21 protein-coding genes are annotated in these 20015 nt (G+C 61.0%); 10 read left to right on the top strand and 11 right to left on the bottom strand.

The genetic code is table 11. From position 1 onward, the window contains the following. Positions 1 to 96 precede the first annotated feature (96 nt). The 9 genes from ACELLULO517_RS22550 to ACELLULO517_RS22510 all read left to right on the top strand — a co-directional run bounded on the left by ACELLULO517_RS22550 (position 97) and on the right by ACELLULO517_RS22510 (position 8547). Positions 97 to 513, top strand: coding sequence for a hypothetical protein (locus ACELLULO517_RS22550; RefSeq protein ID WP_227309693.1), 417 nt, complete (start codon positions 97 to 99; stop codon positions 511 to 513). Between the two features lie 56 nt (positions 514 to 569). Further along, positions 570 to 1043, top strand: a complete 474-nt coding sequence (locus ACELLULO517_RS22545; RefSeq protein ID WP_227309692.1) for a hypothetical protein — start codon at positions 570 to 572, stop codon at positions 1041 to 1043. Continuing rightward, entirely contained in the window at positions 1036 to 1587 is a 552-nt protein-coding gene (locus tag ACELLULO517_RS22540) for a hypothetical protein (RefSeq protein WP_227309691.1), read from the top strand. Before ACELLULO517_RS22545 ends, ACELLULO517_RS22540 begins: the two co-directional genes overlap by 8 nt. 9 nt (positions 1588 to 1596) lie before the next feature. Next, the gene (locus tag ACELLULO517_RS22535; protein ID WP_227309690.1) at positions 1597 to 2802 is read left to right on the top strand and encodes a hypothetical protein; all 1206 of its coding nucleotides are present in this window, start codon (positions 1597 to 1599) and stop codon (positions 2800 to 2802) included. 17 nt (positions 2803 to 2819) lie between these two features. Then, positions 2820 to 4181 (top strand): hypothetical protein, encoded by a 1362-nt coding sequence (locus ACELLULO517_RS22530; protein WP_227309689.1) that lies wholly within the window; start codon positions 2820 to 2822, stop codon positions 4179 to 4181. A 65-nt stretch (positions 4182 to 4246) separates the two neighbouring features. Beyond that, the gene (locus ACELLULO517_RS22525) at positions 4247 to 6667 is read left to right on the top strand and encodes a DotA/TraY family protein (RefSeq protein ID WP_227309688.1); all 2421 of its coding nucleotides are present in this window, start codon (positions 4247 to 4249) and stop codon (positions 6665 to 6667) included. After that, entirely contained in the window at positions 6660 to 7040 is a 381-nt protein-coding gene (locus ACELLULO517_RS22520) for a hypothetical protein (RefSeq protein WP_227309687.1), read from the top strand. Before ACELLULO517_RS22525 ends, ACELLULO517_RS22520 begins: the two co-directional genes overlap by 8 nt. A 66-nt stretch (positions 7041 to 7106) precedes the next feature. Further along, entirely contained in the window at positions 7107 to 7415 is a 309-nt protein-coding gene (locus ACELLULO517_RS22515) for a hypothetical protein (protein WP_227309686.1), read from the top strand. 64 nt (positions 7416 to 7479) lie between these two features. Next, positions 7480 to 8547, top strand: coding sequence for a M50 family metallopeptidase (locus ACELLULO517_RS22510; RefSeq protein ID WP_227309685.1), 1068 nt, complete (start codon positions 7480 to 7482; stop codon positions 8545 to 8547). Between the two features lie 141 nt (positions 8548 to 8688). Here ACELLULO517_RS22510 and ACELLULO517_RS22505 read toward each other — a convergent pair whose 3' ends face one another. The 5 genes from ACELLULO517_RS22505 to ACELLULO517_RS22485 form a co-directional block, all read right to left on the bottom strand. Next, positions 8689 to 9144, bottom strand: coding sequence for a hypothetical protein (locus ACELLULO517_RS22505; RefSeq protein ID WP_227309684.1), 456 nt, complete (start codon positions 9142 to 9144; stop codon positions 8689 to 8691). Continuing rightward, on the bottom strand, positions 9141 to 9734 hold the full coding sequence (locus ACELLULO517_RS22500; RefSeq protein ID WP_227309683.1) for a hypothetical protein: 594 nt from the start codon (positions 9732 to 9734) through the stop codon (positions 9141 to 9143). The genes ACELLULO517_RS22505 and ACELLULO517_RS22500 overlap by 4 nt, the downstream gene beginning before the upstream one ends. 3 nt (positions 9735 to 9737) lie before the next feature. Then, entirely contained in the window at positions 9738 to 10799 is a 1062-nt protein-coding gene (locus ACELLULO517_RS22495; RefSeq protein ID WP_227309682.1) for a hypothetical protein, read from the bottom strand. A 62-nt stretch (positions 10800 to 10861) separates the two neighbouring features. Beyond that, a complete protein-coding gene (locus ACELLULO517_RS22490) occupies positions 10862 to 11371 on the bottom strand; it encodes a hypothetical protein (protein WP_227309681.1) in 510 nt (169 codons plus the stop codon). 1212 nt (positions 11372 to 12583) lie between these two features. Beyond that, positions 12584 to 13372 (bottom strand): DNA/RNA non-specific endonuclease, encoded by a 789-nt coding sequence (locus ACELLULO517_RS22485; RefSeq protein WP_227309680.1) that lies wholly within the window; start codon positions 13370 to 13372, stop codon positions 12584 to 12586. 329 nt (positions 13373 to 13701) lie between these two features. Here ACELLULO517_RS22485 and ACELLULO517_RS22480 point away from each other — a divergent pair, with 329 nt between their 5' ends. Further along, entirely contained in the window at positions 13702 to 14232 is a 531-nt protein-coding gene (locus ACELLULO517_RS22480; RefSeq protein ID WP_227309679.1) for a Dps family protein, read from the top strand. Positions 14233 to 14282: 50 nt separating this feature from the next. Here ACELLULO517_RS22480 and ACELLULO517_RS22475 read toward each other — a convergent pair whose 3' ends face one another. The 6 genes from ACELLULO517_RS22475 to ACELLULO517_RS22450 form a co-directional block, all read right to left on the bottom strand. After that, on the bottom strand, positions 14283 to 15044 hold the full coding sequence (locus tag ACELLULO517_RS22475) for a DUF1275 family protein (RefSeq protein ID WP_227309678.1): 762 nt from the start codon (positions 15042 to 15044) through the stop codon (positions 14283 to 14285). After that, positions 15041 to 16345, bottom strand: coding sequence for a threonine/serine exporter family protein (locus ACELLULO517_RS22470; RefSeq protein ID WP_227309677.1), 1305 nt, complete (start codon positions 16343 to 16345; stop codon positions 15041 to 15043). The genes ACELLULO517_RS22475 and ACELLULO517_RS22470 overlap by 4 nt, the downstream gene beginning before the upstream one ends. Further along, positions 16342 to 16599 carry a cupin domain-containing protein gene (locus tag ACELLULO517_RS22465; RefSeq protein WP_227309676.1) on the bottom strand — a complete coding sequence of 86 codons (258 nt, stop codon included), beginning with the start codon at positions 16597 to 16599 and terminating at the stop codon, positions 16342 to 16344. Before ACELLULO517_RS22465 ends, ACELLULO517_RS22470 begins: the two co-directional genes overlap by 4 nt. Positions 16600 to 16615: 16 nt before the next feature. Beyond that, positions 16616 to 18085 (bottom strand): class II fumarate hydratase, encoded by a 1470-nt coding sequence (gene fumC / locus ACELLULO517_RS22460; protein WP_227309675.1) that lies wholly within the window; start codon positions 18083 to 18085, stop codon positions 16616 to 16618. A gap of 96 nt (positions 18086 to 18181) precedes the next feature. Next, complete coding sequence (locus tag ACELLULO517_RS22455; RefSeq protein ID WP_227309674.1) at positions 18182 to 18571, bottom strand: carboxymuconolactone decarboxylase family protein; 390 nt, start codon at positions 18569 to 18571, stop codon at positions 18182 to 18184. Next, positions 18568 to 19992, bottom strand: coding sequence for an aldehyde dehydrogenase family protein (locus tag ACELLULO517_RS22450; RefSeq protein WP_227309673.1), 1425 nt, complete (start codon positions 19990 to 19992; stop codon positions 18568 to 18570). Before ACELLULO517_RS22450 ends, ACELLULO517_RS22455 begins: the two co-directional genes overlap by 4 nt. Between the last annotated feature and the right edge of the window lie 23 nt (positions 19993 to 20015).

Raw genomic sequence — 20015 nt, 5'->3', positions numbered from 1 at the left:
ATGGGACTTTATCCCCCGCCGTATCGCTGTTTCGCAATCCCCATTCGCAAAAAAACGGCTCAACCATTCGCCTGACGCATTAGCCGGAGGCGCGTGATGACTATCTACCGCAATACTATCCTTTTGGCATTCCTCACGGTGACACTGCTCGCGAAAAGTCCGGCCGCCCGGGCGGATTTCGTCGTGAAGAGTGCTGCACCCGCTGCGGTTGCATCGCAGCCGGTCAGCATGGCGCCGATTGTCGATCCCGGGGATCTGGCAGCGAAAACGCCCCAAAAACCGGCGTGGCACTGGATGGTGGCCAAAGGGTTCGGCAACAACGTGCCACTAGCTTTTGCCTGCCGCCAGATCGTACCTGCTGCCGTGCGCGTGACCTACGGACCCGGTGTCAGCGCCTCATCGATGGTCTCCTGGCAGGGCGGGAAAGGCTGGAACGAGGATTTGCGCGAGGCGATCAAGCCGCTCGGCCTGCATCTCGTGTTGACCCACATGGCCGTCGAAATCAGAAAATAGCGCCGTTCGCAGAACCGCGCGCGATGCTCCCCGCAATCCGTGAAAGGAGCTGTGCGATGCGTGACCTGCGAACCAAAGTTGTGACCGACTGGCTGGATGCGGTGCGCCCTGTCCACTTGGACGATGCATGGCCCCCCGCCGTGCGGCCTATCGAAGCCTCGGTTCAGGCAACTGGCCTGCTGGTCGAGTTCGGACAAATCCTTGAGCAGATCGCCGAGCACAGTCCTGATGCTCTCTCCACCGCTCTGCTGGATCGGGCGTTTCAGGGCGATATCCAGCTTGTCCTCGCCCAGGTCGGCACGGCACGGGCGCTCACGTTTTTCCACTGGCTCAGGGCAACCGGGTTGTCGGGTCACCTGACCATTGAGGACGCCCTGCTTGAACACGAGACCCCGGCAGGACGCGCTTTGTTCGCGACCGTCACGACGATCGCGCGCCAGGCGACGCTTCAAAGACTGATTTCCATCGAGCGAATGGATGAACTGGTGTCGGCGACGGACACCGCCAACAAGGAGTCCTCCAATGTATAAGAGCATCGCCGCGGCTGCGATCCTCGCGGTCTCCGCGATGTCCGCTTCCCCCGCATCCGCACAATCCACAACCACCGGCAGCGTCGGCTGCGCAGCGCTCGCCCAGGCTGCCGCGAACGGCATGACGGCCCGCATGGCGGCCGATCAGACCACGATCACGCAGCCTAAAAGCGTGACGAGCCTCTCTTGCCTCAACAATTTCTTCAATGGCGTCGGCCTCAATCTGGTGACGAACTTGTTGAACCCGACCTCGTTGCTCCAGACGGTCGAGGGCCAGATTTGCAGCGCTGTCCAGCAAACTTGGAATTCCTGGCTGGGCAATGTGCAATGCGGGTTGACCATTACCGGGTTCAATCTCGGGTTCGGCGGTCTTGGCGGCGGCCTGTCCTGTCCGAAACTTACCTTCGGCGGTGGCGGCCCGACCATCGGCACACTCGGCGGCGGCGTGGGCACAAACGGCTCAGGCACCGGCCTCTACATCACCGGCAACGGCATGTATCCGACCGGATACACAGCCCTGCAGAACATCAACGGCACCTTCTAGGAGACGGCCATGCGCAAAGGTACCCTTTTCGGGGCGACGGTCGTCGGGATAGTGATCGGTGCCGTCGGTTTCCACGTCACACCCGCTTATGCCGATTTGCCTGTTATCGATCCCGCGTCGATCGCCGAGGAAGTTCAAACGCTCGCCAAAGAGAGCGGCATCCTCAGCGTGCTCCAAGCAGTGCAGACGATCCAGAGTTCAATTTCTTCCGCGATCGGCAGCACGACCTTCGGCAGTACGAATACATTGTTGCAGGAAGGCTTCACGCAAAACGCGAATTATTCAAAGGCCCAGATAGGTGCGCAGGAACAAATAGCTGACGCGTCGAACGAGGCGATGGGGCAATACATGTTACAGCTCCGTGACGCGCAGATCCGCGACCAGCAAACCGTAAGCCCGACGCAATGCGCGGCACTTGATGGTGGCGTGAGCACACAATCGGCGGCCCACCAAGCGTTTCAGGTCGCCTACACGATTGCCAAAATCCAGGATGAGCGTGATCAGGGTTGGCCAACCATGCCGTCCTATTATGGCCAGGCACAGGGGGCAGCGGCGGCGAACGCAGAACATGTCGGCGGCTATTGCGACGCGAACGATCAGGCGGCCGGGCTTCCCTGCACTGCGAACGCAACCACCGCCGACACCGACCAGAGTTTCTCGACCCTGTTTGCAGGTGGCACCTATGCGACCCAACAGGCTCTCACAGCGGCGAAAGATTACGCGACAAATCTCATTGAGGCGGTCGCGCCGGCGCCGCTGCGTGGCAGTCAGCTTACGTCACTAGCAGGCCAGGACGCGCAAGTTGCGCGCCGGGCCTACAACGCCAGGATATCGGCGGCGCAAACATTCCTCGACAACATTGTTGGCGAACAATCACAGACGGTTCCGTTGACGGCTGTTCAGCAGACCTATCTGACGAATATGGGTTTGACGGCACAAACGCAGGGTTCCTGGCTTCAGGTGCTTCAAATCGAGTCAGAACGCCGCGTGTCGGACGAAACCTGGGCAGCTCAACTCCAGAGCATGCCCCCGCCATCAGTCGAGCGTGAGATCGCCACGGAACTGGCGCTCAACAATTATCTTCAATTCCAGATCTACAAGACGAGCCTGGAGCGCGGATCGCTCGAGGCCGCTCATCTCGCCGTCGATACGCAGCACGACTACGTGCCGACCTCGACATTGCCCACGCCGACTGTGACGGGCACCAGCAACTAACAGGGAAGAACAGTAAAATGGCAGATAACGATCAGGGCGGCAGCGCTCAGGAACCACGTCAACCGGCTACACAGGAGATGCTGGACGCGGCTGGCCGGTACGCGAATGAGATCCGCGAACGTAGTCCGCAACTGGCCGATACAACTACCATCCTCCGCAACGAACATTCGGAACCCTTGCGAGCAAATCAATCTGAGTTCCAGCATTCGGTTGCCAGGACGACTGAAGATGTCGAGAAGGCGCTGGGCCACCAGCTCCCCCTTTCCGATGCTGCCCGGTCCGACATGGTCCGACTTGCGGGTTCGGCTCCAGGTCTTGAAAACGAGCGCATGATCGCACTTCTCCAATCGACGCCGAGCATCAGCAATCCGGAGTTAGTGCGCGATCTCCGCACAACCGCACAGGAAATTGGCCGGCAGACCGACCAGAATACCGATCATATTCGGGACCGTCTCGACCATCTGGAACATGCGGTCAGGCAAGCCGATCGCGCCCCACCTCTCGCTCCCCCGCCGGAGGCCCCTAAAGGCGAGGCGACGATCGCTCCCAACAACGCCCGCACAGATCGACCAGATGGTGCCGATGCCAGCCCGGAAAGCCAGGCCGGAACGAGGCAGGGCCGGCCGTCGCAGAAAGGCCAAGAGGAGACTGCCCGAACCCAGGAGGAAGCACGGGCCCAGGCCGCCGCTCAACAGGCAAACGTGCATGTGCGTCAACCTACAGTTCTCGATCACATCAACGGAGTTGTCCGACACGTCACTGGCGGCGGGGCGTCGGCACCGTGGGATTCCGCCCCTCAACCCTTCGCGGGCCGTTTGGCGGCGTTCGAATCCCGGGTGAACGAAGGGCGTGACAACAACGGTCTCCAGAATGCCGAGCGTGCCGGGCGCGCCGCGCTGGATGCGATGGAGGGCTTCCGGACGGGCGACGGGGCGACGATCATGAACCGCATCGCCTCAGCCGCACGCTCCGACCCTGAAGGCATGTCTGGCGTCATGGCCGGCATGCGCGACGGTGGCCGCTACCAGGATCTACGGCAGCAGTTCAATACCGCCCTGGTCGAGGAGAAGGGCTTCGCAAGCGCCTACGACAAGGCGGCCGAGGCGTTGGCAAAATACGGCGAGGCCAGGACCGGGGTGGAACAGATCATCGCGCGCCGGCCGGACGCGGCAAATCTCACCGCCAAGTTCCAGCAGCTCGATGCTGAGATCGGCGATAAAGCCGAAAGCACGCCATCGCGGCGCGAAGGAAAGAGCAGCCTCGAGGACATTTCCAAGCAGGCCGCTGAGATCATCCAGAAGGCCGTCGAGGCCGTAAAATCGTTCTTCACGCCACCGGGACCGGAAAACGCCAGCCGACCAGGCCCGTCGCCGATCTAAGGTCTTTTCGGGGCGCCGTTCGCAATCTCGCATGGCAGCTTCGGGGAAAATCCCCCGAGGTAGCCATGCGAATTTGCACTCTCCTGTTCCTCGTCCTCGCCATCACGGTTATCGCGGGGCCTGCCTTTGCGCAGACGACGAACCCCTATGATGTGAGCTGGTCCGCGCTCGATCCCGGCAATGACTGGGCGGCGCAGGTCGTTAAAAGCCTGTTCCCGACCGGCGCCTCGATCGGCACGACGACCACCGCGACTTCGACCGGTAGCGAAGCCACCGTCATCGGCCAGATCATTGGTCAATTCACCGGCTACGTCGCTGCCATCGCCTGCGCGTTCGTCTGTTACAACACCATCATGACGATCCACCGGGCGGCCGAAAGCTCACAGATCCTCGGCAGCAACCAGTCTTGGATTTTCGTGGTGCGCGTCGGCTTCGCCGCCGTCATGATGTTCCCGCTCGGCACGGGATTCTCGGCAGGACAGGAACTCGTCGAGCAGGCGGCCTTGTGGGGGGTCGGCATGGGCAAGGCCCTCTATGCCAACGCGGTGCAATCGGTCGGGCCTGATGCGATGATCATCGCCCAGCCTGTCATACCTGGAACGGGCGACGTGGTTTCGGGCCTGATCAGTTCCGAGCTGTGCATGGACCTCGTGAACCTCGCCGGCGGTTCTGCGAACCCCGGCGGTAGCAACCTGGTCGCCATTCCGCAGCCTGTCTCCGGTTCCGATACGACGGACGGTTCCTATGTGACCTGGCGCTATAGCCTCTCGGCAGGCAATGAATCGGGCGACCCGGCTTGCGGCTCAGTCACGGTCAACGAACCTCCGAAAAATCAGACAACTGTCGCAGGTGTCAACGTCAACATGGCGGGGGTGCAGCAGGCGATTCTGCAGAATGTTTTGAACGGCGACATCCGCTCGCAAGTCGAGAACGTCGCGACCAACCTCTACCAGACGAAAAACAGCTCCGCGCTGTCGTCTCTGCAATCGATCTACACGAGTGCCGTCAACGACTACACCAAGGAACTCCAGACGACGGCAACGAGCGAGCAATCGGCGATCAATAGTGCGATCCAGGGCAATGCCACGGCCGCCCGCCAAGGCAATCTCGACTTGCTGACGGCACAACAGGCGGAAGCGGATGGAACGTCTCCTTTGGAAACGAGCGAGACCCAGCAATCGGCGCTCGGCTGGACATCGGCTGGCGCTTACTACCTGGAAATCGCGCGGTTAAATGCAGCAACGTTGTCGCTCCTGAATGCGACCCCGGATGTAACCTCGCCGACATATGAGGGCATCGGACAGTCGATGTCCTATGATCTGGCGCCGATGGTCAGCGCCGCCAGCGCCTACATGTCTACCCTACGCACGACCGCAACCACGACCGATCAGTCGGAGCCGCCCTCGGGCGTGCCAACGACGCTCGCCTCCATCACGAACGAGCAGCAGGGCAGCTCGGTGCTCGAACAGATCTTCAACTCGATGCACATCTCCCAATGGACGCTGAATCATATCGTCAGCTTCCTACTGCCGAGCAATCAGACCTGGACCGACCCGTTCGGCGGGTTGATGGGGCTGGGTCAAACCCTGATGAACACGGCCTTGCTCGCTTTCGTGGCGGCGGGGCTCCTCGCCTCGAAGGCCGCGACCGCCGGCATGACGGTCTACCAGGTCCTGACCTTCCAATGGGGTGGTGCTGCCGCGACCGTGGCCGGGCATGCCCTGGTGAATTTCCTCGCGATACCGATTTTTGCCTTGTTAACGGCCATTTTGGCTCCAGGGATCATCATCGCCTATGTGCTGCCGATGATCCCGTACGTCCTCTGGATGGCCGGCGTGTGCGGCTGGATCATCCTGGTGTGCGAGGCCATGGTGGCGGTGCCGCTCTGGATGCTGGCTCACATGACCTTCGGGGGCGAAGGGCTGCACGGCCGGGGCATTGAGGGCTGGGGCCTCTTGTTCAACGTCATGTTCCGGCCGGTTCTCATGGTGATCGGCCTGTTTCTCAGCTATTTTGTCTATGACTGTATGTCGCTCTTGATCCGCCAATCCTTCGGCATTGCCACGGGCTTCGTGCTGGACGGCGGCTGGTTCGTGACCAACATGATCGGCGTCGTCGTTCTCGTAAACATCTTCGTCATGCTTCATGTGACGGCCGCGCTCATGTCCTTCCGGATGGTGACGTTGATCCCGCATCACCTGCCCCGTCTCATCGGGCTCGCACCGGCCAATCGGGTCGATCACGAGGCCTTCTACCAGCAGGCTGCGTGGGGGCCAGGTGACCAAATTGCCCGGGGCAGCCGCCAGGCACTCGGCGCCAGCATGCAGTCGATAAAAGATGGGGCAAACCGTGGTTCGCAACAAAGTTTGCCTCGTGGCCCCGCCGGGTATATTGGTGGACCGTCGAGCCAAGGAGCCGAGGGCTCCATGGACTCAACACTGCGCGCAACCACCGATAGTAGCGGAGGCAGCGAAGACAATGAGTGATGCAATTACTGCCGCCAATATTATCACGGATGCCATGTTCATCCGGGATATGGGGGCCACACTAACGGACATCCGCGCTCGACGCGACTATGAGGGAGAGATCGCTCACCTTCGAGCTTGGCTCGAATGGTATGAGCGCCGTCACCACGCGCTGACTGCTGCCCTGCAGCCAGCTATCGACGCTGCGAAGGCACAAGAGATTGAGCGCGAGCGTCTGATCGCCCAGCTTCAGCGGGAGAACCGGGAGCTACGGAGCCAGAACGCCGACCTCGCGGCCGGTAAGAAGGCGGCCGAAGATCTTGCGCAGGACAGGGGTATGCAGTTGGTCCATTGGCGACTTTACGGCACCGAGCGTCCAGCCGATAGCGCCTGACCGGATAATCCGCTCCGTTCGCAAATAAGCCGGCCAGACTGTGCTTCATCACCATGGAGCACAGTCATGCGCCGAGCCCTACTCCTCCTCCCCATCCTGACGCTTTCCCTCGCGGCCTGTGAGAGCGGCAATATCAAGAAGGTGTCGGACTACCATCCGCCGCCGCCGCCGCCGATGCAGAACCCGGTCTACGATCCCTATGCGGGCTATGGCACATCAAACGCCATCTGGACCCCGCCGGTCGCCGACCGCGACGGGACCATCGTGAAGCCGACCGAGCCCTCGACGCAGGACGGTCGCCCCTCCTACGAAACCGCCCCTTGGGCGACCGGCGCGAGCGGCGGCAGCCGGTTCACGCCCCCCGGCACCTTCTAGCCCGCCAACCTCCACCCATAACGATAGCACTGGAACGCCCGCGGGCTTCCGGAAAGGAGGCTCCGTGCCCCAGCCCCTTCTAGCGGTCATGTCGGTTGCCGCGATCCTGATGATCGGGAATGTCTTGATCATCTGCCACGAGCTTGGCCACTACCTCGCGGCGCGCGCCACCGGGCTTGTGGCCGAGCGATTCACCATCGGGGTCGGCCCGAATCTCTTCCGGCTGAAAGATCACCGAGGGACCGTTTGGAGTCTATCCGCTCTCCCTGTCGGTGGATACGTCGCCTTCGCCGGCGAGCGGGATCGAAGCCGCGCCGGCGGCTATGCAGCCCTCCGACCGACAGCCCGCATGTTGATTGTTCTCGCCGGCCCAGCCGCCAATATGCTGGTCGCGATCGGGCTTTATGTCTGCATCCTTGCCGGCCGCGGCGAAACCACGCTTCTTCCAATTGCCACGACGATCGAGGCTGGATCCCCGGCCGCCCGGGCTGGGCTCGAACAAGGCGACCTGATCGTCGCGGCCGACGGCACCTCGATCGTGACCTTTGCTGATCTCGGGGCCTTTCTCCAGGCGCGGCCGGACCAGATCGTCGATCTTCGCATTGAACGGCAGGGTGCGCAGCTCGATCTGAGACCGCGCCTAGAGGCGCGGCATTCCGATGGCCGGAACGTCGGGTATCTCGGAATCGAGGCCCATAGCCTGGGTCATCGCCAGCTTGGCTTCGGCCAGATCCTTCTTCTTGCGCCGGCGCGGGCCTGGACGGTGCTTTCTCTGACGGTCAACGGGATCGTCGGCACCATCACCACGGGACAGGGCGCCGGCCAGTTCACAGGCATGCTCGGCGTCGCTCACCTGGCGGGCGTTGCGGCCGCAAGCGGTCCCATCCCGCTTCTGGCGCTGACGGCCGTACTCTCGATCAACCTGGCACTGATGAATCTGCTGCCGATCCCCGTCCTCGACGGCGGGGCTTTCCTGTTCTGCCTCTTTGAATGGGTCGCCGGCCGCCCGGCCTCGGCTCGGGTTCAGGAATTGGCAACGCGCACGGGGGTCGCGGCGATCGCGGGGCTCTTCGCTTTATCCACCATTCATGATCTGGCTGGTTTTGGCCTTTTCCAGTGGCTTCCGAAGTAGCCACCGTCCCCAACGCACGGTAGCGATCTAAATGTAGCGGCCCGATTCACCAGCCGGGATTGCGCCGCGACCAACAAATAAGCCGCCGGTCCAAGCCCGGCGGCTTAATGTCGCGTCATGATAATGAATGCCAAGCTCTCTCTAGAATTCGCCGGGCTGGACCCCTTTCCAATGAAACACGATCCGCCCCTGAGCGTCCTGATGGACGTTGCAGTATCTGATCCAGTGACCGGGGCTTTCTGAGGTCGGCACTTCGTGCGGCTGGTACACCCAGCCGATGACACCTGTGCGTGTCACCACCAAAAGCCAGTCGCCGCGCCTGGCGCCCATCGTGGCAACAGGCGACCAGGCGTAGCCCAGACCGTTGCGGCCGATGTCGCCCGGCACACTGAAAATCGGCGCATTCGGACCGATGTAGGTGCAGCGAAATGGCGTTCCGGGCGGCGGGGTATAAACCGGCGTGAGTGAGCCGAGGGTGTTTCCCATCACCTCCATGGAGGTCTGGGTCGAGGTGCCCGACTGCTGGGGCATAGCGCAGCCGGTCAACCCCGCAAGAATGGAGATCGAGAGTAAGCGCGCGGTCAATCGATTTGTCATTGGGGCAAGAATTCCTTTTCCGCGAATATGTATTCGAGCCAGCTCGCAGCGCGGCCCATCCTGATCTGGAAATTTATCAAGGCTTGATAAAACGACAGCAAATAAAACAGAGCCAAGAACGGCAGAAATTGCAGCAGCAACACAATGCGACCACCATCGGATACCGTTCTGACTGCAACCCATACCCACGCCAGGACGAGGATGCACCCGAGCCCGAACAGTCCATAGGCAAGAAGCGCTGTTTGCCGCCGACGCGCGGCAAAGCGGCGTTCCAGTTCCTCGATCGTGATCCCGTAAGCAAAGGCGGTGCCGACCATATCGAACACGCGATTGTCTTGGGTTTTGAAGCGCCGGTCGCGGGGGCGGGGCTTGCGGATGTCTTCATAGGTTTGACTGATCGATGACGCGCCGGCCCGAATGGATTTCAGCCCGAACCACTCGGCCGGGGAGGCAAGCAGCCAACTGACGCCGCGAGCAGACCGACGCAGCAGCTTGAACCGCTGCCGCTTGGCGGCCCTTTCTTGGCCGCGTGCGCGCTCATCCGCCTCACCAGGAGGTAGGACCTGCTCGGTGATCTCCCGGTCACCCATACCTCAGCTCCTCAAACCGGCGATGAAGCTGGAGACATCCGGCGGCACGCCGTCAAAATGGTTGGGCGTACCATTCGCGCCCTGCCACCAGAACATTGGCGTGCCCTTGAGGCCCACGGCATTGGCGATCACCATGTTATTCGCCAAACGGTCCTGTGCCGCGGGATCGGGTGTGTTGTTCTCGCTTCCCGACTGCCACGCTCCAACGATCTGATCCGGCGAGTCACTCAGCAACGCCAGCGCGCTTCGTGTGCTCTGGCCGTTGTCTTCGTAATCCAGAACCGAGAGGGGAATGATCGCGAGCTGAATCTGTCCGGACTGAACATAGGGCTGTAACGCCTGAAAGGCGCGGATCGAATACATGCACTGGGGATCCATGAGCATGAACACACGCGGCGCTGAGGCTGAGCCTTCAGTGCCGTAGGTGGACTTGGCGAGCAGCGATAGCTCTTGGCCGGGCTGTGCCTTTCCTCCGCTCGCAGCGCCACCAATTTGGACCGTCGGCACCGCACCGGGGATTTGGGAGACCTGCTGCCGCGTCAGATCCTTGCCGGCGGCATCCCACATTACGCCAGGGACCAGTCCCTGGCCGTCAGGTGTGGCGTAAAAGACTTGGAATTGCGGGCCGCTGCGAACGAAATAGCCCTGGAATCCATGGGCCTCGCCGACATCGGTGATGTTCCCTGATGCGACGGTCTGGAGCTGCGCGACGGTGAGGTCGATCGGCACGCCGGAGACACCGGCCGCTCCATCCTTCGATAGCTCGAAAATCATGAATTGGCTGCCGCTTCGGGCCGAGATCGCCTGGAGGCCATGAATCGTCCCGAGATCAGAGACCTGCGCGCCGGCCGACGCGATATGCTGGGCGAACGGGAGGTTTGCGAGGTTCTCGGGAAGAGCCGTCGCCTTGCCCTGTTGGGGTTGTGCGGCGCCGATGGGTGGGACAGCCGGCTGAGCAGAGGGAGCCGCCGTCTTGATCACGATCGGCCCGGGCATCGCGCACTGTGGTGATGCCGCAAGTGCTGGGGTGGCGAAAATAAGGAAGAGACCCGCTGTCCAACGCATGCTTTGAACTCCTGTTTGAGGAGTCCAGGCTAGGCGGGCGTTTTGCGAACGGCGCTCCCTTTTTAACTGAGACCGCCAGAGTCCCAACGGCTGAAAAGAGCGCTGGGAACAGCCCCGGCGATTCCGAGAAACCAGCGAACGGATTTGCTCAAAGCGAGCGCCGGCGATGGATCATCGGTCCCAGGCTTGTCGATTGAGGATTGGTGCAACAGCGCCGTGACCTCGTGGGCATATGCGACAAAGCAATTAAGGATATCAGGATCACCCTCTTGATACCAGATCGTCATCTGCTTCAACGTGGTGAGCTTGATGCAACATGCCCGCGGACTTTGCGCGGGGATCTCGACCAATTCCAGAAGAGCATCACGTCCGTCATCGAGAGCTTCAGCGAAAGCATGATTTCTGGGCGTGTCTTCCAGATTCATTTTGACGAGACGGTCGTTGACCGCTGCCACTCTCATAGCTGCCTTCGTCAGTGCGCTGTCCGTCCCCTCGAAGGAGGTTGTTCCCGCGCCAAGGAAACCAATCGCGGGAGGTTTGACCTCCGGCTCACATCCGCATCCATCTGCCATTTTCTTCTCCTTCAGCTCTTGCCGCCCCGAGGGACCGATTTGACATCGTTCCGCCGAACAGCTTGCCCAAAGAGTCAATCAGGTCTCAGTACGAACCGCCCCGATTGCTTGGGCTACTTGAAAAAGCGCCGCCGTTCTAGTTCCCTTCTTTGCGTCTAATAGTTTCACTGCTGTGAGACATAAGCTCACTTGATTGATTGCTTGACTTTAGTTTCTGAATGTCTTGATGGTTCTCCCTCTTCACAATCGATCGATCATAGTTGTAGCCAGCCGAAGCGGCTCTTGAAAGTGGAAATTTGTGCGGTGAACAACCGATGTTCCACACCGAAGCGGGACGGCATCAATATCCCGCACAGAGCGCCGCGGCGGTGTTCTGGAGAAATATTCGCGGACTGCTCCACTGCAGAACAAGAAGTTGGCGCATCGCCTTAAGTGTCTGATCCTGCAACACCATGGCAACTCCCCAGCTCCCGGCATCATCTCCTAACGAATATCACTCAAATATGCGTGAGTGCGACGACACTCCGCCGATACCGCAATCATGACTGCCCAACCAATCGGAATACGTTCCGATACCGAACCAGCCGTGGGCGTATTTATGAACCTTTTGGGTCATCCGAATCACCTCCAATCATGATCAATTTTTGCAGATCTTGAAAAAGCAAATCTAAAAATGCGACTATCTTCGGATAATAGAGCTACGCTGGGCGTAAGTATTGGCGTCTGCATTCGTCAGTTGACGATAGAGTCTTGGAAACATCAACTTGAAATTCGGCGGCTTGGTTAGGAGCCAGTTTTCGACGGCTACAATCCCGAGGTCAGTCAAATAGCATCGAAGCTCGTTCCCGACCTCTTCAATGGTTATCAAGCCATTAACGACCAGCTTTGCCAGCGGGGCGGGGAGTTTGACATCCGTCAAGTTCCGATCGCCTTGTGGCTTTACGACGAAGCCCCTTCTGAACGCCTTATCGGACCTCTCCAAGGCTAGCAAAACATCGCGGAGATATCGACGCTCAAGAGAAGTTAGAAAGGGTCGCTCGTCAGCTTTCCGCATCCGCCAAGAGTGAGATGGATCCCAACTAAGTGCGCGCTTTTGTCGCACATTAGATGTCTGACTCTCGCTCTTATTCGGGCCATCCTTGGCGACATTTGTCCGCTTCATTTCCCCGCATCGTTGCGGCTTAGGATTCATCAAGAAAGAACCTCCATTCCCTATGGGCGCGCGTAACGCCTGTGAATCGGATCGGGCAATTTCGAAGCATCGGCCTCGATGCCCTCTGGGACCCCAGGAAAGGGGTCTATCCCCGACCGATCCCGAAACTCGGTCAAAGAAAGTTTCCAGAATTCCCATCCCGGCGCATTGCGTGCGACATAGGCGCCAGCGATGCCCGCCACCGGATCGTAGACCGCCTTATAAATATATGCTGGAACCTCGACCTTCCCCTGGAGTGCTCCCGCGCCTTTCAAGTCGAAGAGCGGCCCCGTGACGACGTAGACCTCGTCTCCGCCTGCCAGCACGAGTTCGCGCACGGCGGTTTCAATGTCCGCCCAGAGATACCGATTATCGTTGGGGTTCTGCGGGACCATGTTCGACAACGCGAAACTCTCATACTGCGAGAGACTGTCAGGTTCGTCGCCCGAGGGCGCCATGTGCCCACGGTCAAATCCAGAGCCTCGATAATCCTCGAGCGTCGAGGCGACGGCAGAGGGCAGACGGCCATCATCATGAAACGCGTTGTTCCGAGGCATCCGCACCGCATCTTCTATCTGCTGCGCGGTCAGGTGCTCGGCTGAATAGAGCGGCGTTTCCGTCCGGCTCGAGTACAGCGTGGCGAAATGGCTGGCGCAGAGTGCATATAGCGGCCCTTGGACTGCGAAGACGGGAGGTCGTTGCCGCCAGAACTCGTTCAGGCATGCGCTGAACGACGGCTCGGCGGCACGAGCATCATGTCCGACCGCCAGCATGGCGACAAGTATGGACGGAGTCAGAAGCCACCGCACCCATCCTATCCGCTTGCCCCTATTTTTCACTCTCCACACCCCACCGACGATCTTGCCGATGAACCTACTGGAGGTTTTTGCGAACGGCCCTAGCGGTGTGAGGAAACTGCCTCGGAAAGTTTCTGACGGTACTCACATCGATAGAGATCGGGGACCGAGTTGCGAGGCGGCCTTCCCACTGATTGGCGCAAGATACGGGCTCTCCAATCTTTCAGACAACTCGTAACAAGCCCTTTCACCATTTAACAAGCTCATTGGCTTGACCATGCACGAACCTACCCCCCAGTTTAGACGCTGAGCCAATATCGGCGGGGCAGAGGGAGAGTGAGATGAGCAAAACGCAGCCTACCGGACACGCCAATGAGAGATTAGGGACGCCGACCGACCTCACGGCAGCGGCCACAACGGATATTTCCGCAGCGTTGAGCGGCCTGCTGGCCGATGTGTTCGCGCTGTATCTCAAAACCAAGAATTTCCACTGGCATATGAGCGGCCCGCATTTTCGCGATTACCATCTGCTGCTCGATGACCAAGGCGGCCAGATTTTTGCCATGACCGACCCTATCGCCGAACGCGCCCGCAAAATTGGGGGCACCACTTTGCGCTCCATCGGCCAGATTTCCAAACAGCAGCGGATTTTGGACAACGATGCCGATTACGTGACCGCGGATGACATGCTGGCCGAGCTGCGCGACGACAACAAGCAACTCGCCTCCATCATGCGCCAGGTCCATAACGTCTGCGACGAACATGGCGATGTCGCCACGGCGAGCCTGTTGGAAAACTGGATCGACGAGACCGAACGGCGCGTCTGGTTCCTGTTCGAATCTACCCGTTCCGGGCCAGGTACCAATCGCTAACATAAAAAGGGCGGCCATCAGTGCCGCCCTTTTTGATGTCCCTCATGCCTTCATAGTGGGCTTTGACGCTGCACATCATGCTCGTAGCCAGGCGGCCGAAGGTTTGCAATCGTGATCGTAGTAGCCGCTGCAAGCACGGTGGGCAGCGACCAGATCCAATCGCCAAGAAGCGGAAGGGCAGCGGCTGCGACGAGACAGCCGATGATGAAACCCGCGATCAGATAGATCGAGTCCAGGAGCTTCGAACGAACCGCTGCTGTGATCGGCTTTGCGGCGAGCAGATCCAGAAGAGCGAGCATGGCGTTGGTGAGATTGCCCGTCATTACGGCTGTCGAAGGCGTTTCCGGCAGGGCCAGCCGCGGCAGCGCGAACTGGCAAGCCATCGCTGAGATCGCGATCATCGCGGTCAGACCAGATGTGAAATCGTCAGGCGAAGAGAAGGAGTGTGTGGACACCGCGCACAGCAGCACAGCGGCCAGTAAGGCAAAATGGAGGGTCAAGAGGAGCGTGAGTAGGTTCGCACGATCCTTTCCCCAGGCGGATGCAAGCATCCATACTGCTGCCACGGCGAGGACGAACACCGGAATGGCGATGACCTGAACCGGGTTGATCGGCGTATGGCTGACGAAGTCCGCGGCGATCACCACGAGATTGCCGGTGATGTGTGCCGTGAAGACGTGGCCGAGCGACATATATCCAGCAACGTCGACCATGCCCGCAACAACGCTTAGCGATGCCGGCAGCCACCGATCCAACACCACGCATGTCTCGACGGCTGGCGTACATGTGGCGAAAGTGTCCTTCGGCCTCATCGAGGCGATCCCTTCCCGAAACTGCCACCATCAAGCTGGTCGATGATGAGCTTGGGGACGATCAGGCCGAGACTCATGGCAAAGATGATGGTCGTCGCGGTGATGCCGTTCCCGATCGCGTCTGCGAGCAGTTCGGAGGAGCCGGTCGGATCGGCGCCGACCAGCAACAAGCCGCTCGCCATCCGGAAGATAAAGACGCCAGGAACCATCGAGACGACGGCCGCGAAGCCGATCGCCGCGAACGGCATGTGCCGGCGCCGGGCAATCAGCGTCAAAGCGATGCCGACAACGACACAGGCGAGCAACGCCCCCATTGTCACACCCTGGCCGAGTTCGAGTGCGCCCCAGCGGACTCCATGTGCCACGACGCCAACGGCCACCGGCCACGCCATCATGCTCGGCGGCATCGAGAAGAAGATCGCATAGCCCGCAACGGCCACGCCGGACGCAAGCATGTCCATCCACAATGGAACTGGCGGCGCCTGGGGATCGACCGGCAGCGAGATGCCGAAGAATGCGAAGCCGAGCAACAGTCCGGCGGTGATGGCGGCGATGATGAGCGTGGCGTAAAGCAGGCGCGAGGCTCCAAGCGCGACACGCCCGCGGATCAAGTCCATCATGCCGTTTAGAACGTGCGGTCCCGGGACAAGCACCATGCAGGGACAGACCGCAACAAGGCGAAGCGAGCTGCTCAGGTGGTATCGCACAGCCAAAGCCCCGACGACACCGGACAGGAGCGACGCGCAGAACGGTTGAAGAAAGAGGTTGCCACTCAGCGGCGCGAGCCGGCGCCGCAGCAGTGCGCCGGCACCGGCGCTCAAGAAGATGATGATCGCGGACGATGCGTGCTGGATTCCGAAGATCACGGCTAAGGCCACGGCGGCCGCCGCTGCCGCGAGAGCGAACTGCCATGTCGGTGCGGGCGGACGGGCGGCGATCGTCGCTAGTGTCGGCATCGCCGCATCCGCTGTCCGGCGGCTCTCGACGAGATCATCGCACAGCGATGAGGCCGCGGCCACGCGATCCATGTTGATGCCTGTAGGATTCGCCGCGATGGCTTCTAGGGCGCGGCCGTCGCCCGTGCTTCCGACGAGTTGCAGTTCCCCCCAACGCGGAATGATCGTGACGTCGAGATCGAGAGCACGAGCCAGACGGGTGGCGGTCACCACCGTCTGGTCGGTGGATTGGCCATTTTCAAACAGTATCTTTGCAACGCCGAGCACAAGCCGAGCCTGGCTGACCAATTGCTCAGAGACCTCTTCGCCTCCAACTGGGCGGTCGACTGATAATGACTGGATCATAGCCTATCGACGAAGATCGCACCCGATTCGGTCTCGAATTCGAGCGTCGCGGAGAGGGTAGTAAAGTAACACGGCTCCGGGACCTGGTGCCATTTGAATGACCCGCCGGAAGCCGTCTCACGCAACGCAATGTTCCTCGCCGCAGTCGATTTGCCGATGATGTCACCGCGCTCGGGTTCGGCAAGGGCACTGATGTCTTCATCAAGGACGGAGTTGCGGTCTCCGCCAGCCCGTAGTCTCACGCAGCGGATCATGACTTCCCCCTGTGTTTCACGCGCCGGCCAGGCCGTGGCCGACCATGGCGAGGGGATTGATGGTCTTGTCGAAGAGCGCCGCGTCGACCTTGCCAGAGGCCAGCGCCGCCTCGCGTAGCGTGGTGCCGTCGGCGATCGCCTTCTCGGCGATGTGAGCGGCGTTCTGGTAGCCGATGATCGGCGACAGGGCGGTCACGAGCATCACGCTGCCCTGAACGTATTCGTCGATCTTCCTGCGGTTCAGCTCGGTGCCTTCGACCGAGAACTCGCGGAACCTGGCGCAGCCATCGGCGAGGATGCGCGCCGAATGGAGAAAATTGTTGATGATCACCGGGCGCATGGCGTTCAGCTCGAAGTTGCCCTGGCTGCCGGCGAAGGCGACGGCGGTGTCATTGCCCAGCACCTGAATCGCGATCATCACCATCGCTTCGCACTGGGTGGGGTTGACCTTGCCCGGCATGATTGACGAGCCCGGCTCGTTGGCGGGCAGCAATAGCTCGGCGAAGCCGCAGCGTGGTCCCGACGCCAGCCAGCGCATGTCGTTGGCGATCTTCATCAGCGACACTGCCAGGCCGCGCAGGGCGGCGTGCGCCCGTACCATCGGATCGAGGGAGCCTTGCGCCGCGAACTTGTTCGGCGCGGTGACGAAGGGCTTGCCCGTGAGTTCGGCGATTTTGGCGGCGACCTCTTTGGAAAAGCCCGGCGGCGCGTTGAGCCCGGTGCCCACGGCGGTGCCGCCTACCGCCAGCGAATAGAGCCCTCCACGGCTCGCCTTGATGTCCGCCACCGCGTCCCGGATCTGGCCCGCCCATCCATGCCACTCCTGCCCAACCGTCAGCGGCACTGCATCCTCAAGGTGGGTGCGGCCGATCTTGACCACATCCATCCAGTCATCGGCTTTACGCTCGATGGTGTCGGCGAGCCTTTCGACCTCGGGCACAAGCACAGCGTCTATCGCCTCGATCGACGCGATGTGCATCGCGGTCGGGAAAGTGTCGTTGGAGGACTGACCCATATTGACGTCGTCGTTGGGGCCGACCGGCTCCTGTGAGCCGAGTGTTCCGCCGAGAAGTTGGATCGCGCGGTTCGAGATCACCTCGTTCACGTTCATGTTGCTTTGGGTGCCTGAGCCGGTCTGCCAGACGAACAGCGGATAATTCTCGTCGAGCAAGCCGCTGATCGTCTCGTCGGCGGCTCGGATGATCGCGTCTTTCTTCCAGTCAGACAGCCGGCCAGCCTGGTGGTTCACCAGTGCGGTCGCCTTCTTCACATAGCCGTAAGCGTGATAGACCGCCTTTGGCATCCGGTCGCTACCGATCGAGAAATGTTCGAGCGAGCGCTGCGTTTGGGCGCCCCAATAGCGATCGGCCGGTACGTCTACCGTGCCCATACTGTCGAATTCAGACCGTGTTTTGGATGACTGAGCGGCGCTCTCCAGCCCGATGGGCACGTCATAGACGGTGCGGTTTTCCGTTTCTTGCGGCATGAACGCGTCTCCAATCATCGGTTACGTCTGCGATCCTTGAAGCGTGACGCCCACGCCTGCCGCTTGCGGGCAAGGCTTGCGTCAGTCCTGAAGGTTCTAGCCTGGCGCATCTTTCCTATCGGAGGACACGTTCGCCAAAGCACGCGCGGCCGCCCACGCCGCTGGAAAGCCAGCGTAGGGGGCCGTTTGCACGATTGCTTCCTCGACCTCGGCTAGGGTCAGGCCGTTCGTCAGGCCGACGCGAAGATGGTTCTCCAACTCCGCAGGCTGGCGAAGGGCGATCAACACGCCAATTGTCACAAGGCTGCGCTGCTTGCGATCCAGCCCGCCACGGCCCCACACCTTTCCGAAGACGAACTCCAGCGAAAGGTCCGCGATGACGGCCTCCGCGCCTGTCCCCTGAGCCAGATCCTGCATTTCCGCCGCTCTATCCGCCCCTCGCAGTTCGGCGTAGACGCGGGCGCCATCGGTATGTTCATCCTTCATGTTGAGGCCGCACCAAGGAGGGCCTTCGGCTCAAGGTAGGCCTGGAGCCCGAAAACCCCATATTCTCGGCCGATGCCCGATTGCTTGAATCCCCCGAATGGCACTGCGGGATCATGCGGGGCGCCGTTTATGACAACACGCCCTGCCTCGATCTGGCTCGCCACCGCCGTTGCCCGAGCCGGGTCGGACGAGATGACATAGGCCTGCAACCCATAAGGGGTGTCGTTGGCGATCGAAATGGCCTCGGCCTCGTCTTTGTAGGTCAACATGCACAAAACCGGGCCGAAAATCTCCTCTCTGGCGATCGTCATATCGTTGGTGACATTGGCGAAGACGGTCGGCTTCACGAAATAGCCGCCGAGGCCTTCCGGGTGGCCCTCGCCACCAGCGACAATGGTGGCGCCCGTCTCAACGCCGAGCCGAATGTAGCGCTGAACTCGGTCGTACTGGGCCTGGCTGACCATCGGCCCGATGGTCGTGTCCGGATCACGCGGCGCGCCTGCCTTGACCTTCCCGAGAGCGGTCTTGGCCAAGGCAATCGTCTCGTCCAGTCTCGAGGCGGGGACGAGGATGCGGGTGCCGGCGATGCAGGCCTGGCCGCTGTTCGCGAAGCCGGCCTCCAGCGCCATGGGAATCGCCTTGGCGAAGTCGGCATCGTCGAGGATCACCGTGGGCGACTTGCCGCCGAGTTCCAGGGTCACGCGCTTCAGCGTGTCGGCAGCGCCGCGAAGGATCGTCTTGCCAACCGCGGTGGAGCCGGTGAACGAGATTTTCGATATATCGGGGTTTGCGGTGATCTCCGCGCCCACAACGTCGCCCCGCCCGTTGACGATATTGAACAGGCCGGCGGGTGCGCCTGCCTCATGCAGCGCTTCGAGCACGACCTGCGTCTGAGCCGCGCTCATTTCGCTGGGCTTTATGACCGCCGTGCACCCGGCGGCCAGCGCGTAGGCAAGCTTGCTGCAGATGAAGCCGGCGTCGCTGTTCCATGGCGTGATCAGTCCGACCACGCCAACGGCTTCCATGATGACCTCAGCCGTGCCGATCCGTTGTTTCAGATCGAAACCTTCCAAAGTGCGCGCTGCTTCCATGAAGCTGTTCGATGCGTGAGCGGCCATCCAGGTCGACCGGGAGATCGGTGCGCCGTATTCCAGAATGATCGCGTCCAGCAGCGCGTCCTTCTTGGCTTCCATCGCATCGTGAAGTCGATGCAAAAGGGAAATGCGAACCGCCTTCGTGCTGCGCGACCACGCCGGAAAGGCGCGTTTCGCCGCGGCGATGGCGGCTCTCGCATCATCCGCATCACCCAGCCTGACGCGCCCGAATATTTCTCCCGTCACCGGGTTATGCAGGTCGAATAGCTCGGTCCCGTGCGGCTCGACGAAGCGGCCGTCGATGTAGACATGCGTGATTTCTTGCATTTCCTGATTCCTGACGGTCTCGA

It is taken from the genome of Acidisoma cellulosilyticum (assembly GCF_020621385.1).
Taxonomy (GTDB): domain Bacteria; phylum Pseudomonadota; class Alphaproteobacteria; order Acetobacterales; family Acetobacteraceae; genus Acidisoma; species Acidisoma cellulosilyticum.
The sequence above is the reverse complement of the archived record's forward strand: the minus strand, read 5'-3'. Positions and strand labels throughout refer to the sequence as shown.

What these genes read in the sequence shown, in the direction of transcription:
- ACELLULO517_RS22500 (WP_227309683.1), bottom strand. Translation starts at nt 9,734, where the DNA reads ATGGGTGACCGGGAGATCACCGAGCAGGTCCTACCTCCTGGTGAGGCG.
- fumC (WP_227309675.1), bottom strand. Translation starts at nt 18,085, where the DNA reads ATGCCGCAAGAAACGGAAAACCGCACCGTCTATGACGTGCCCATCGGG.
- ACELLULO517_RS22540 (WP_227309691.1), top strand. Translation starts at nt 1,036, where the DNA reads ATGTATAAGAGCATCGCCGCGGCTGCGATCCTCGCGGTCTCCGCGATG.
- ACELLULO517_RS22545 (WP_227309692.1), top strand. Translation starts at nt 570, where the DNA reads ATGCGTGACCTGCGAACCAAAGTTGTGACCGACTGGCTGGATGCGGTG.
- ACELLULO517_RS22535 (WP_227309690.1), top strand. Translation starts at nt 1,597, where the DNA reads ATGCGCAAAGGTACCCTTTTCGGGGCGACGGTCGTCGGGATAGTGATC.
- ACELLULO517_RS22520 (WP_227309687.1), top strand. Translation starts at nt 6,660, where the DNA reads ATGAGTGATGCAATTACTGCCGCCAATATTATCACGGATGCCATGTTC.
- ACELLULO517_RS22480 (WP_227309679.1), top strand. Translation starts at nt 13,702, where the DNA reads ATGAGCAAAACGCAGCCTACCGGACACGCCAATGAGAGATTAGGGACG.
- ACELLULO517_RS22495 (WP_227309682.1), bottom strand. Translation starts at nt 10,799, where the DNA reads ATGCGTTGGACAGCGGGTCTCTTCCTTATTTTCGCCACCCCAGCACTT.
- ACELLULO517_RS22475 (WP_227309678.1), bottom strand. Translation starts at nt 15,044, where the DNA reads ATGAGGCCGAAGGACACTTTCGCCACATGTACGCCAGCCGTCGAGACA.
- ACELLULO517_RS22525 (WP_227309688.1), top strand. Translation starts at nt 4,247, where the DNA reads ATGCGAATTTGCACTCTCCTGTTCCTCGTCCTCGCCATCACGGTTATC.
- ACELLULO517_RS22505 (WP_227309684.1), bottom strand. Translation starts at nt 9,144, where the DNA reads ATGACAAATCGATTGACCGCGCGCTTACTCTCGATCTCCATTCTTGCG.
- ACELLULO517_RS22455 (WP_227309674.1), bottom strand. Translation starts at nt 18,571, where the DNA reads ATGAAGGATGAACATACCGATGGCGCCCGCGTCTACGCCGAACTGCGA.
- ACELLULO517_RS22530 (WP_227309689.1), top strand. Translation starts at nt 2,820, where the DNA reads ATGGCAGATAACGATCAGGGCGGCAGCGCTCAGGAACCACGTCAACCG.
- ACELLULO517_RS22465 (WP_227309676.1), bottom strand. Translation starts at nt 16,599, where the DNA reads ATGATCCGCTGCGTGAGACTACGGGCTGGCGGAGACCGCAACTCCGTC.
- ACELLULO517_RS22550 (WP_227309693.1), top strand. Translation starts at nt 97, where the DNA reads ATGACTATCTACCGCAATACTATCCTTTTGGCATTCCTCACGGTGACA.
- ACELLULO517_RS22450 (WP_227309673.1), bottom strand. Translation starts at nt 19,992, where the DNA reads ATGCAAGAAATCACGCATGTCTACATCGACGGCCGCTTCGTCGAGCCG.
- ACELLULO517_RS22515 (WP_227309686.1), top strand. Translation starts at nt 7,107, where the DNA reads ATGCGCCGAGCCCTACTCCTCCTCCCCATCCTGACGCTTTCCCTCGCG.
- ACELLULO517_RS22470 (WP_227309677.1), bottom strand. Translation starts at nt 16,345, where the DNA reads ATGATCCAGTCATTATCAGTCGACCGCCCAGTTGGAGGCGAAGAGGTC.
- ACELLULO517_RS22490 (WP_227309681.1), bottom strand. Translation starts at nt 11,371, where the DNA reads ATGGCAGATGGATGCGGATGTGAGCCGGAGGTCAAACCTCCCGCGATT.